We start from the raw sequence: 12,482 nt of genomic DNA on the forward strand, positions 1-12,482 counted from the left end.
TGGCTCGATAAACAGAGCAACTGTTCATGGTACGTCTCTTAGGCCACCCAAGGAAGCCGCTTGGCTGTTGCGAGCAGCCGCAAAGGAGGCCTTCTCATTGACCAAAGCTTAGCCGACGAAACATAACTAAGTGCGGGTCAAATCTCGGTGACATCATCGGGTTAGTTCTCAATGACATTCAATATGGTTCGTGACTTACAACTTCGGGACTTACAACAATGGAAGCCCAAACATGGGCATCGGCGGCATGACCCCGATGCAGAAACTGAAAGCAGCTTAGAGCTTACTGATACGTTCTGGGGGGATTACCATCGCCCCTGAGCGTTTCGTGTTACGCGGCTGGCAGGCTTTTGAAAATCAGGACCGCAGACGGCATTTCGCCGCCGACCATATCGGTCTGCATCGGGTGAACTTCGATTGCATAATTGGTTCCGTCCTGCGCGCCGCTGACAAGCGCAATTTCATTATTTTCTATCACTTGGGCCGTCAGAGCGGGCAGATCAACAAAATCAAGTCGTGGGCCAATGATGCGCAGATTTCGCCTCACATCATGTGCTTCCATTTCGAATGCGGAAGCCACCAATGTACTGAACCGCAGAATCCGCAGATCGGCATCGACAACGATCACGCCAATGCCGAGTGCCTTTAGCAGATAATCTGTTTCGGAATTGAGAGCCGTATAAAGCTCGATCTTGCGTTCATGCTCGGTGCTGAGCGAGACGAGTTCCTCGTTCACGGCATGCAGCTCCTCGTTCGAGGCCTGAAGTTCCTCTCCACTCGCTTCGAGGCGTTCTGTGACATGCTGCAGGGTTTCTTCGGTCAGCTTCAAGTCCCGTTCCAACTCGCGAATGCGGCGGGCGAGCAAGGCTGTGTCCTCGGAGGTTGTTGTCGACACTTCGAGGCTTTCCGCGGCGCGTGGTTGTTCGTCCGGATCCTCTTCGAGTTGGATGCGGACAAGCATCAATTGCGGTGTGAGCGACATTTCGAGAGCTTCGAGCGTCAATACACAGGTTTGCCTGTGATTGGTCCCCATATCGACGCTCACTTTGCGGCTGAGGCTTTCCAATTCGCCTGAACGCAATTTCTGGATGCCCACATTGATCACAAATTGCAGGTCGGGATGAATGACCCCTTCGACCGTCCATTCGGCCATGTTGTTCATGGTGTCGATGAATGCCGATGCCGTGCCAAACCAACTGAGCACGGAACCATCCGACGTAATCAGGATGGACGACGGGGCATATTGTTTGAGCAACAAATCATAGCTGCGCATTAAGGTTTCACGGCTGCGCGTTTCAGAGACATCCTGAAGCATTGAATTGCGCTTGCGGGCGGGTACAGGTTCGATCAAATCCTGATAGGGACGATTTACGCGGCGCCCGACAGTTGACGACAACAACGCGGGATTGAGATGACGACTGCGCGTCGATTTCTTCTGAAACAACCGCCAGCGACTTTCGATCACCGTAAAATCGTCCGAATGTTGGCCAAGGCTTTCGGATGGGCCCAAAAATAGGTAGCCTTCGGACTTCAAGCCGAAGAGGAACATCGCAAGGACGCGGATCTGGGCCTCGTCCTTGAAATAGATGAGCACATTGCGAAACGATACCAGATCCAGATCCAGAAACGGCGGGTCAGTGAGGGCGTTGTGAATCGAGAAAATAATGCGTTGGCGAAGATCATGGGAAACGGTCCAGTTATCGCCTGAATTCTGGAAATACCGGTGGCGCAACTCCTCGGGAATGTTTTGTATCGAATCGGTCGTGTAGACACCGGCCGATGCGATATCCAGGGAGCGCTTGTGAACATCGGTCGCAATTATGCGAAACTGGCATGTGGCCTGGGATTCACGGATCGTTTCGGCAACGAGCATGGCGATGGTATACGCCTCCTGCCCGCTCGCGCAGCCGGGGACCCAGATGCGCAGTGGCTTATCAGGCGTCGCGTTCGCCACCAAAGGCTCTATCACCATTTTGCGTAATAGGATCATAGCCTGAGGATCACGGAAAAAGTGGGTCACCCCGATGAGTAGGTCCTGATACAGCTCGTCGATCACACTCGTGTTCTCATGCATCTGCTGAAGGTAGGCATCCATGGATTTGAGCCCGCGCAAATGCTGACGGCGCTCGATGCGGCGCACCACGTTGTCCGCTTTGTAGGGAGTAAAATCGATATTGTGTTGTTCTTCGAGCAAGCGCAGGATTTCCTTGGCCGTATCCTGGCGCTCCCCGCCAAGGTTAAGCTGAACCCGCCGCCCCTGTTCGAATATCTGTGCAATTGCAGATGGCATATCAGCCGCTTTGAGGATGTGGTCGGCATTGCCCGCTGTGATCAGCGCTTTGGGCATGGACGGGAAATCGGCCTCACTCGGGGATTGAGCAATCACGGCGCCGCCCGAGTTGTGTACGGCTTGCGTGCCGCGCGTTCCGTCACTGCCCGAACCCGACAGGATCACCGCTGCTGTGTGAGCCATATTGCGCGGTGGAAGCGAGGCAAAAAACGTGTCAATCGGCAGATGGGGCAGATTATCGTTGCTCTGGTACTCGCGCGTTCTGAAGACGCCATCTTCGAGCACTGCCGACGAATTGGGGCGATTCAGAAACACCGTATTCGGTTCGATCTGCGTCCCATCGTCGATATGCTTTATCTTCATTGTGGTCTTGCGCCCGAGCAGCTCGTTCATCATCGAGCGAAAATCCGGCGACAGGTGTTGGATGACCACGTAGCATCAACCCCGATCCGTGGGGGCATTTTTGAAAAATACTTCGAGCGGCTCAAGGCCACCTGCCGACGCGCCGATCGCGACAAGAGGGATGCCGCTTAGCTCGCGGGACGTCTTTGCACTGACTTTGACCGAACTCATAGCACGCCCGCGCCTCCCCTACACGACTTGTGTTTCACATTAGGCTAACACATAGTAAAAGTTAAACAACCTCAGGGAGTGCGTGATGGCCAGAATTCTGATTGCAGATGATGATGCCGATTATCGCCGTGCATTCACCGCAGGCATGACCGCGCTTGGCCATGATGTTGTCAGCGTGACATCCGGGTCAAGTGTGCCGGATGCACTGAACGCCGCTCCGGACGGGTTCGATGTCGTTTTTCTTGACATCATGATGCCCGATGGCGGGGGGGCCACAGCCTTGCATCATGTCAAGAGTTTCGACCCCGATTTGCCTGCCGTTATTATTACGGGGCGAGCGGAGTTGTTCGATTCTCCCATCTTCAAACGAGGGTTTACAACCGCAGAAGCACGGATCAAGAAAACGGTCTCTCTGGCCGAACTCGATACACTCGTGCGTGATATTCTGGGCATATAGGCGGGAGCGGCGCCAATGAGCGGTATGTCGAAATGAGCGCCGCACTGAACTGCACGACCGCGAAAGGTTGCGGAACGGTTTTTGCCCTATGTGCGCTTGTTCTTGCTACGCTCGTTCTGGCGCTCGGGGGGGAGGCGGGATCGATTTTTTCGTTCGTGTCCACCCCCGCTACGCAGCAATGGTCCCTTCGACCGCAGCCTCCGTGGCGTTGCTTGCTACCGCAGCCATAGCCGCCCAAAGCGGGGAGCGCTACACGCGAAAATTCGCAGTCGGCGCCACCATAATTGTCTGTGCGGTTGCGGTGACCACGTTGGCGGGTTCGATCGCTTCGGTGGACGATCTTTCGCCGCACACCGGTCGCATGTCCCTCACAAGTTCAGGGGCGCTTCTGGCTCTGTCCTTGTCTTTGATTCTCAGCCTACAAACAGGCAAGATCACGGCCGCCATCCACGCAGGCCTGACCACAATCGTGGCCTTGCTCAGTGGTGTCATTATCGCAGGCTATCTGTTCGACGCTCCGGCCCTTTACGAGCTGTTTATCCTGTCGGCCACCTCCCTCAAAACGGGGATCAGTCTGGCCCTGTTGTCCTTTTCCATCCTGTTGTTGCGCAGCACTGAAAACTGGACAGCAAGCCTATTCCAGACGACACAGGCAAGCCGAGCAGCCTTATGGGCAATGCCGGCGGTTATCGCGGTGCCGATTCTTCTTGTCTGGCTTTTGAATGTCACGCCGGCAGGCGAATTCATTCCCCCTTCGCTCAAAGTACCCGTTCTGGCCATTGTTCTCTCTGTGTTGGCCGTCACAATTACAATTCTGGTGACCCGCAATCGCAGCTTTCAAGAATTGGAAGCGCGCAGGACCATTACCCTGTTCGAGGCCATCCTGAATGGCATAGAGGTCGGTGCATTCGTCTTTGACGCGCAGGGAAATCTGGTGACACACAACGCCAAGATCGCGGAATTCGTCGGGCAAGGCGACGATGCGATGACGTGGCTATCAACGACACGTTTCTTTACGCCCGAAACCCGAAGTGTGTTGGAGGAGCGTGATCGCCCATATGAACACTTGGTGCTTGATCGCTCGGACACAACGCTGCACGTGGCCTATCTCGCCGCGGATGGATCCGAACGCGTTCTGATGTTCGCATGCAAACAGACCGGAGCGGTGGCGCAGTTAGACACATCCGGCATCACGTCGCTGACCGTTCTGACCGTCCGTGATCAAACGCAAACATGGCGCCTGCGTCAGAGCCTGTCCGAGATGGAGCGCCACGATGCAATCGCGGTTGTCGCGGGCGGTGTGGCCCATGAAATGGGTAATTTTCTTGGCGCAATTCGGCTATCGGCGGATACCGCGGCGCTACAAAACCCGTCCGAGCAACTGAAGGCACAGCTTGATGTGATCGCGCACGCGTGTGAGCGCGGAGTGGAATTGAGTGCCAAGCTTCTCGACCTGACAAGAAACGAACGTATGTCGAGCACCCCCGTCGACATCGCACGCGTTCTTGCAACGCTTCCAGCCATGGCCCGTGCGGCCGGTTATCCGCCTGAATTCGCGTTGGAGATCCACCCTGTCGACGCGCATTTGATCGCGCTGACGGCACACGGGGAATTGGAAGCGGCGCTGATCAATTTGATTTTGAATGCTGGACATGCGTTAGCGGAAAGTGGCGCTGCAGAAGGCAAAGTTAGCATTACGGCATATGCGCGCGACCACGACACCATTGATATCGTGTGTGAAGATAACGGGCCGGGCATATCCGCCGAGATGCTTGACCGGGTTTGCGAGCCTTTTTTCACCACCCGCGCCCACACTGGCGGGACCGGTTTGGGCCTTGCGATGGTTGACCGCTTTGCGGCCCAATCAAAAGGAAAATTCTCCATTGCATCGCGGGTCGACGTCGGCACCACCGCGACCCTGTCTCTGTCGCGCGGCGATCATGATCACATACCGGCCTTGCCTGACGAGGCTGACAGCTTGGATGGCGCAGTCATTGTCGTGATTGAAACGAACGAGGAGCTGTGCTCCTTGTTACCCGAGGTGTTGAAACTGCGCGGGGCGCGGCCTCACGTCCTAAGTAATGTGACGGAGATTGCATCACTGGATCCCGGTATTCTTGATGCATGCGCAGCTGTTGTGATTTCAAGCCACCTTTGTGAGGGCCACGATCAACGCGTTCACAGCGCACTTCCCAATGCTGCGATCCTGCTTTTGGCCCGTTCTCATGCCTTCGATGCGGCCTGTGCTCGCGGTGCAGCGTTGGTGCTGCAAAAACCGGTCTCAGTCAAAGCAATTGTCCAATCACTGTCGATGCTTTTGACCGGAAAATCGTGAACGGTATTCGTTTCATCGTCACTTTGTGATTTCTCCAGATCCGCCTTTAGGTCGTTCCAGTTTTTGGCATTTAACATGGCGCGAGCGATGAGATCGGCCCGCTGCGGACGCGAGTAGAGATATCCTTGCCCGGCAGTACAGCCCAGATCCGTCACAAATTTATGGACCGCGTCTGTCTCTACGCCTTCTGCCACTACACTCAAATCCAGTTGTGAAGCAATCTCGACAATCGCTTTCACGATGACGCGGTTCCCATGGGTTTCTTCAATGTTGGTCAGAAAGGACCGATCAATCTTCAAGATATCAATCGGCCAGTCTTTCAAGTGCTGAAGGCCGCCATACCCTGTGCCGAAGTCATCAAGGGCAATGCGGGCCCCACGCGACCGCATTTCAGATACGGTGCGAAAGACGGGACCGTTGATCGGTCCCATCATGACTTTTTCTGTAACTTCAATATCCAGTGCCGCCCACGGCAGGCCGGCCTCTTGCAACATGTCGTCCATCGCAAAGACAAATTGGGGATCGATCAATTCGCATGTCGACAGGTTGATCGATACACGCTCCGTACCGGTTTGCGAAAACGAGCGTATTTGCGCCAGTTGTTTGAAGGCCTGTTGGGCCACAGCACGGGTGACCTCCTGGGCCATATCGGGGTCCTTGAACACCTGACGGAAATCGGCGGGGACCAGATAGCCAAGACGATCATCATGCCACCGGGCCAACGCCTCAAAGCCGGATATTTCGCCGGACTGAAGGTTCACAATGGGCTGCAAAAACGGAACGATCTGGCCCGTCTCGATGGCCCGCTTGAACCGGCGCTTCAAAAGCCGGTTGCTAAATGCGTAATGATTGTCTGCGTCAAAGACCAATGGCTGCTTGTTTTGTGGGCCACCCTTGTTGGCATAGACCGCCGCATCAGCCAATTCGATCAAGCGTTCCAGATTGTCTGATTGCAACGGATAAATGGCCGCGCCCATGCTCACATCACCAAGATCGGCCTTGCCAAGTTGCTTGATGGCTTTGCGCACCTGATAGGCGCAGCGACGCATGACATCTGTTGTGAAGCTTTTCATCCATTCATCAAGCCCGCGCGATGACGTGAATTGAATGCGCTGTAAGGCCATCGGCAACGGCACAAATGCGGCAAATTCATCTCCGCCCATGCGCCCGATGATTGACCCTTTTGGCAAACTCGCTGCCATCGCCCGCGCGATCTGCTTGAGATACCGGTCACCGAATGGATGGCCAAAGACATCGTTGACCGCTTTGAAATTATCCACATCCAACAAGATGAGAGTCGCCATTTGAGACGTTTTGCCAAGTATGTCATCGGCGCGCGATTTAAAGGCTGCGGCATTGTTCAACCGGGTCAAATGATCTTGTTGTCCGACTCTCTCAAGCCGTTTGCTACGTTTTTTTTCTGCGACCAACTCAAGTTCGATTTGCAGGTTTGAAAACCAGAGCTGGATGAAGTGTGTGACAATGCCTTGCACATGATCGCAAAGGCGTCGGGCGTCTCTGTGTTCAACTTCGCTCGCCAGGAACCCAACCATAGACCAGACAAGGAGAGTCCCATCCGGGCCGAAGACGCGAAACAAATAGGTGTCCAGATTTGTCACGCCGGTCTCGACATGCTCACATTTTGCTGCGCCATCAGGGGAATCATTCCCGTGATGCTCCACAATCGCGAATAATTCGGCATCCGAAAGGCATGCGGTGGTGCCGTTCCTGTAAATGTGCTCTTCAGCAAACAAGGACCGATCCGCGCCAATGGCAAAATCGGCAACCCCCAATCCACGCACACTGTCATAAATACGCTCGGCGATCGCGTAGAACTGATCCGCATATGGATCATCGGTTTCGCAAATATGGTAGGAAAAACTGGAATCCATCGCACACACCATCGCACATCGTTTATTTCTCATGACGACAGGGAAATCCGCCTTCACATCAGTGGTTTGGAAAATAATGGGACTTGGTTAAAAGAGTCTTTCGATAAAAACGAGATACGTGCCGCCATTTTTCAGGTGTTCTGGCGGTCAATTTTGCTCAGGCGGAGCCCGACAGCCCCCTTTATGTTCTATGCGCATCGGGCTGTTGAGAGTGGTCGGTAACGCATCGGATCAAGCCAAAAGGGATGACGAACTGCCTCCCGCAATGGCACGGGCCCGACAATATAACATGTTGGTCTTTGGGGCAGTTCAACAATCGTCGCCTGCTCGACCCTGTCGCATATACCACGCCACCCGAGGCTGAGGAGGCGTTCTATGCAAAGGTGAACACAGTCGGTAAAGTCGTATAAGATGAACGTAACAGTCTCCGTTAAAACGGGGGCGATTCACTTGGGCATTACTTTTGACGGCGATGAGGTCGGGGATGGTCCTGACCATCTGCGAACCGCGCAAAGGCATTTCGGGAGACACATATGGCACTGGGATATCTAATTGGTGTGCTTATGCTAAGCGCTCTTGTTTGGCTGGGATACGGCGCTTGGCGCATCGGGGCGATCAGTCGCGGTCAGCAAATCGGTGATCGCGCGGGGACGGCATTGCTGCTTATCGATCTGCAAACCGTTTTCTGGGATGATGGGCCTTACTCCGGGGGCGCGAAAGCCGCGGTACAGAAACGAATTCTAGATGAGGTTGACGTCGCGCGAAGCTCTGGTGCTCCGGTGATTGCTGTGCGTCAAGAATGGTCAATACCGTCCACCAAAGCGATCGCCCGTATTGCGATGCACAGTCAGGCCATTGAGGGGACATCGGGAACCGAATTGGCCGAACCATTTTCCGAGTGTGCTGACCATGTATTGATTAAACGGGTTCAGGACGCGTTTGAAACCACAGAGCTAGATTCTCTTCTACAAAAGTACGAGGTTGGGCGCCTTCGTGTTGTCGGATTGGACCTCAGCTATTGCGTGCTGAAAACCGTCCTTTCCGCACGAAAAAGAGGCTACGATGTGACTATCGTTAAAGACGGTACATTGGCGGCCGATCCTAACGCGGCGGCGCGCGCAGAGCGTTTGATGCTGTCCCAAAACGTAAGCATTCAATAGGTTTGTGCCGTGAGCCAAGGCCGCTTTTGAACCGCACGGAACCTTGAGTTTCCGTTCGCCCGGATGATAGCGGGCCTGTGGTCATTGCAAGTGTCTGTGGCGTGTTTCGCCAGTCATGTCGCGCAGGGTTTCGAGCCCTTACGCGGGCCATGTCCCAAACGGTTGTTTTTCTAGCTGCATGGTCCCATCGGCCCCCTTGAAAAGATTGATCCAGGCACGCCAGTTTTCGTCGTCCACATTCGGGTAGTCGAGGCGGTAGTGGCTGCAACGACTCTCCGTGCGCATCATCGACGCGCGCAGTTTCATTTCTGCCGAGAGGATCATGTTTCGCGTCTCATGAGCGAGGCGCAGCTCGTGCATATTGGCGGCTCGTAACATCGGTGCATGGTGATCGCGCAGCTCTTCGATATAGGTCAGGGCCGCCGCCATCATGGTTTCCTTTTTGATGTAGAGCACAAAGTTCGGGATCATGACGCCTTGCAACGTTTGCGTCACCCACGCAGGGCCATAGCCCGCCTCGCGCTTCAGCGGGGCCAGAATGTCCGCGGTGATTTGCGCCAACAGGCTTTCGGAGACGGCAACTGCCGACATACCTGCGGCGTCGGCGGCGGCCGCTTCGCCCGCAATCGCGCCCTGTACCGCCGATCCCGCCAAAGAGGAGCCGATTTGTGTGTAGATGCCGCCCGCCATGTAACTGCCAAGCGCATCGCCCGCCGCATAGAGACCGGGGATTGTGGTGAGGCCCGTTTCATTCACAGGTACGAGGCCTTCGGATTTGTGGATCGCCATGCCCGCAGATGCGCCCCCCATCGAGGGGCTCATTTGTCCGCCACCCGGAGGGCCACCTGGTGCGCCGCCTTCGCCACTGCCAGGGGGCGGGCCAGAGGGCGCCCCACCTTCGCCGCCACCCGAGGGCGGCGCACCCATGTCGCGGACAAACTCCGCCGGCGTGTAGGGGCCGCCCTCGACGGTTCCGGAACTGCGTCCGGGGCCACCCGTGACGGGGTTTCCGGACATATAGGCGGTGTAGTTGTCGTCGACGCCGAGGTCATGGTGGATTTCCACACCGTTTGTCGCAGGGATGCGGTCAAACATATCCCCCCAATTGTCGTAACACGCGGCGGGGTTCACCGACTTGGTCGTGTGTCCGTCATTCCACTCTTTGCCCGTTACCTTTGCGCCGATCTCATAGGCCATGATGGTGCCGTCGTGGGTGAGGTCACAGACAGGGAAACCGCTCGGTTTGAACCCGCCCGCGCCTGTACACAAGACAACGGTTTTCGCCAGAATGGTCACGGTTTCCTCGGTATCTAGCCGAAACCCCGCTGCGCCGACGGCTCGGCCGCCTTCCTTGATCAGATGGGTGACCATCACCCGTTCGACCAACGGGATGTCACGCTCGTTTATAGGGGTCATGAAGGGGCGGTTGGCCAACGTTTGGTCAAAAAATCCCCATTCCTGTAACTCTTGTGCGCGGGCTTTGGAGTGCACGGCAAGTTGCTTGGTGAATACGGGGTTGGATGTCCCAAGGGCCGAGCGTTCAACCGTTTCGGCGAATTCGTCGGGGGTCAGTGTCTCGGTTGCCGCATCGTAGGCGAAAAATCCCTTGGCAAAGGGCGTGAGGCCAGAGGAGCCCAACCGCCCCTTGGATACGATCATCGTGCTTGCGCCTGCATCGTGCGCTTTCACGGCTGCGAACAGGCCCGCCATGCCGCCACCAATCACAAGGACATCCGTGACGTAATCCGTGTTGGTGAGAGCGTCGGGATCAAACTCGACGTTATTGGCGGCCCATGCGGTCATACCCAGACCTGCAATCCCTGCCGCTGCCCCTCCGAGGGCGAGGAATTGTCGACGGTTCGGAGTGAGGGTGCCGGACATTATTTTGCTCCTTGCGGAAAGGTGGTGTCGAGTGGCGCGGGGGGCGATTTTCGGGTGCGTTCGGGCCGATATAGACCCGCGAGCATTCCCACTCCGAGGGTTGCGATGACGAGGAAAAAGCTGCTCATGGCCAGATCTGTATGACGGCCAAGCTCGATCGCATGCCAGATCGCCACCACGGTAAAGCTGACGGCGAGAAACGCATGAAACGCACGCCACCCGCGGTAACGGTTTTTGAAACGGCGCATCATATTTGTGCGAGCATAGGCAGTGATCCCGAGAGAGATCATGGCGGCCCAAGCGATCAGACCCAACACCACGCCGAGGCTGTTGACGTTTGTGACCATGATCCAAAATGCATCCCACGGTTTGATGCCCGCCTCGAAATAGCGCGGCAAAACGATCAGGAAGGGGTGCAGGGCGAGGATCGATATTGCGCTGTAGGCAATGTATTTATGTACTTTTTGCACACTTGGGCCTTTGAACAGGCGCAGCAATGTTTCGTTTGAGCGGGCAAGAAAATATTGCATCAGCATGAGGGTAAAGGCGAGGATCGTGAGGACCGACAGGCCCTCTTTGAGCCAACTGCGTACGGGCGCTTCACCTTGGACATAAAGAAGAAGGGGCAGACCTATAAACGTGGTGGCGGTTAAGGCAAACACAAACGGTTGGGCGTTGAGCTTCATGACTACCCCCACGGCACAATGACGGGAATGGATTTTTCCGGAGACATCTCGATGGCGTCAACGGGGCAATACATTCGGCACAGATGGCAGATTTGGCAGTCAGCGGGATAGGTGATCACCGCTTTTCCGCGGTCCATCCGGATGACGTCGCAAGGGCAGGATTTGACACATTCCCCGCACCCGATACATCCATTGATGCTCTTGATCGTCATGGCCCGTTCTCCAACTGTATTATGCCTAATGTTGGCAGTCTTCCTTTTTACGGATGGGCCGGGCATTTCCGTCGCTGATCAAAGGTCGGGGGCGTTTACCGCATCCCGTCACGAATGGGTGAATGTCCCGACCGTGATGCAAGATGTCTTGTCTTTGGGCTGTCGCAGGGGTTCAGCCCGTCATAAACACGTCGTAACGTGTTGATTTTCCGAGGATCTGGTGGGAGCAGGGGCGAACTCCGTTGATCGGATCGGCTTTGGCGGGCCATTTCAACACAACCCGTTTGAGAGCATGTTCAAGCGCGACACGCACCAGATCAGCGGCGTCCTCATCGGTGCCGACGATCTCGCGGACTTGACGCAATTCGCGTTTGACCAAGGCCGAGTTTTTGCGGGGTGGGTGCATGGGGTCGATCAGGATTGCCTCACCAGACAGAGTTGGCAAAAGCTCTTTGGCGTCGCCTTTCAACAGTGTCATGCGGTCAATGATATCACGAAACTCGCCGCCCTCTTGACGGGCGCGGTCCATGCCGTCGACCAATAAGGCGTGCATTTTTTCGGACCGCTCAATCATGACGACCTGTGCGCCGAGTGACGCCAACAAAAAGGAATCCCGACCCAAACCTGCGGTGGCGTCGACGATCATCGGGGTCTTTCCGGAACGCAGCCCCATTGCTTTTGCGAGTGCTTGTCCGCGCCCGCCACCAAACCGAAGCCGGTGCGCGACGGCTCCGCTGACAAAATCTACGCGCAATTCCCCGACATCCTGCGTCATACCGCACCCATTTTACGTTTTGAATTGGCCCTCTGGCATACGTCATAGCCGCCAGCGCCCGAAATTGAAGACTAAAACACAGCAATGACCGGAGGAAAGTTTTTATGGGGCAAAGGAACCGCATTTCGCAACCTGAACACAGGTTTTTTGGTGTGCTTGCGTCTTGGTCCACCAAGGGGCTCAGGTGGCTATAAAATGCGTCACCATGGTCGTCCGCCCTT

Annotated in this window: 9 protein-coding genes and 1 pseudogene; 3 read left to right on the plus strand and 7 right to left on the minus strand. The window is 55.7% G+C overall.

Annotated features, from left to right (window positions below):
* Window positions 1-331 precede the first annotated feature (331 nt).
* The gene (locus ACN0Q0_RS12985) at window positions 332-2,194 is read right to left on the minus strand and encodes a CheR family methyltransferase (protein ID WP_417244012.1); all 1,863 of its coding nucleotides are present in this window, start codon (window positions 2,192-2,194) and stop codon (window positions 332-334) included.
* A gap of 141 nt (window positions 2,195-2,335) precedes the next feature.
* Window positions 2,336-2,686, minus strand: a pseudogene (locus ACN0Q0_RS12990) (chemotaxis protein CheB); the annotation flags it as partial.
* 262 nt (window positions 2,687-2,948) lie between these two features.
* Here ACN0Q0_RS12990 and ACN0Q0_RS12995 point away from each other — a divergent pair.
* Both ACN0Q0_RS12995 and ACN0Q0_RS13000 read left to right on the plus strand, forming a co-directional pair.
* Window positions 2,949-3,320 (plus strand): response regulator, encoded by a 372-nt coding sequence (locus tag ACN0Q0_RS12995; RefSeq protein ID WP_417243830.1) that lies wholly within the window; start codon window positions 2,949-2,951, stop codon window positions 3,318-3,320.
* 178 nt (window positions 3,321-3,498) lie between these two features.
* Window positions 3,499-5,655 carry an ATP-binding protein gene (locus tag ACN0Q0_RS13000; protein ID WP_417243831.1) on the plus strand — a complete coding sequence of 719 codons (2,157 nt, stop codon included), beginning with the start codon at window positions 3,499-3,501 and terminating at the stop codon, window positions 5,653-5,655.
* On the opposite strand, the gene ACN0Q0_RS13005 is transcribed toward ACN0Q0_RS13000, so the two are convergent.
* Window positions 5,544-7,547, minus strand: coding sequence for a putative bifunctional diguanylate cyclase/phosphodiesterase (locus ACN0Q0_RS13005; protein ID WP_417243832.1), 2,004 nt, complete (start codon window positions 7,545-7,547; stop codon window positions 5,544-5,546). The genes ACN0Q0_RS13000 and ACN0Q0_RS13005 overlap by 112 nt on opposite strands.
* Before the next feature lie 533 nt (window positions 7,548-8,080).
* Between ACN0Q0_RS13005 and ACN0Q0_RS13010 the strand changes: the two genes are divergently transcribed.
* Entirely contained in the window at window positions 8,081-8,707 is a 627-nt protein-coding gene (locus ACN0Q0_RS13010) for a cysteine hydrolase family protein (RefSeq protein WP_417243833.1), read from the plus strand.
* A gap of 138 nt (window positions 8,708-8,845) precedes the next feature.
* On the opposite strand, the gene ACN0Q0_RS13015 is transcribed toward ACN0Q0_RS13010, so the two are convergent.
* From ACN0Q0_RS13015 to ACN0Q0_RS13030, 4 genes are all read right to left on the minus strand, one after another.
* Window positions 8,846-10,588: an FAD-binding protein gene (locus ACN0Q0_RS13015; RefSeq protein WP_417243834.1), complete on the minus strand. Its 1,743-nt coding sequence runs from the start codon at window positions 10,586-10,588 to the stop codon at window positions 8,846-8,848.
* Entirely contained in the window at window positions 10,588-11,274 is a 687-nt protein-coding gene (locus ACN0Q0_RS13020; protein WP_417243835.1) for a ferric reductase-like transmembrane domain-containing protein, read from the minus strand. Before ACN0Q0_RS13020 ends, ACN0Q0_RS13015 begins: the two co-directional genes overlap by 1 nt.
* A 2-nt stretch (window positions 11,275-11,276) precedes the next feature.
* On the minus strand, window positions 11,277-11,552 hold the full coding sequence (locus tag ACN0Q0_RS13025) for a 4Fe-4S dicluster domain-containing protein (RefSeq protein WP_417243836.1): 276 nt from the start codon (window positions 11,550-11,552) through the stop codon (window positions 11,277-11,279).
* Window positions 11,553-11,658: 106 nt separating this feature from the next.
* On the minus strand, window positions 11,659-12,261 hold the full coding sequence (locus ACN0Q0_RS13030) for a class I SAM-dependent methyltransferase (protein WP_417243837.1): 603 nt from the start codon (window positions 12,259-12,261) through the stop codon (window positions 11,659-11,661).
* Window positions 12,262-12,482: the final 221 nt, after the last annotated feature.

This window comes from Celeribacter sp., assembly GCF_048259695.1.
In the GTDB taxonomy this organism is placed as follows: Bacteria; Pseudomonadota; Alphaproteobacteria; order Rhodobacterales; family Rhodobacteraceae; genus Celeribacter.

Coding starts and splice junctions, on each gene's coding strand:
- ACN0Q0_RS12995 (WP_417243830.1), top strand. CDS start 2,949: ATGGCCAGAATTCTGATTGCAGATGATGATGCCGATTATCGCCGTGCA.
- ACN0Q0_RS13000 (WP_417243831.1), top strand. CDS start 3,499: ATGGTCCCTTCGACCGCAGCCTCCGTGGCGTTGCTTGCTACCGCAGCC.
- ACN0Q0_RS13005 (WP_417243832.1), bottom strand. CDS start 7,547: ATGGATTCCAGTTTTTCCTACCATATTTGCGAAACCGATGATCCATAT.
- ACN0Q0_RS13010 (WP_417243833.1), top strand. CDS start 8,081: ATGGCACTGGGATATCTAATTGGTGTGCTTATGCTAAGCGCTCTTGTT.
- ACN0Q0_RS13015 (WP_417243834.1), bottom strand. CDS start 10,588: ATGTCCGGCACCCTCACTCCGAACCGTCGACAATTCCTCGCCCTCGGA.
- ACN0Q0_RS13020 (WP_417243835.1), bottom strand. CDS start 11,274: ATGAAGCTCAACGCCCAACCGTTTGTGTTTGCCTTAACCGCCACCACG.
- ACN0Q0_RS13025 (WP_417243836.1), bottom strand. CDS start 11,552: ATGCCCGGCCCATCCGTAAAAAGGAAGACTGCCAACATTAGGCATAAT.
- ACN0Q0_RS13030 (WP_417243837.1), bottom strand. CDS start 12,261: ATGACGCAGGATGTCGGGGAATTGCGCGTAGATTTTGTCAGCGGAGCC.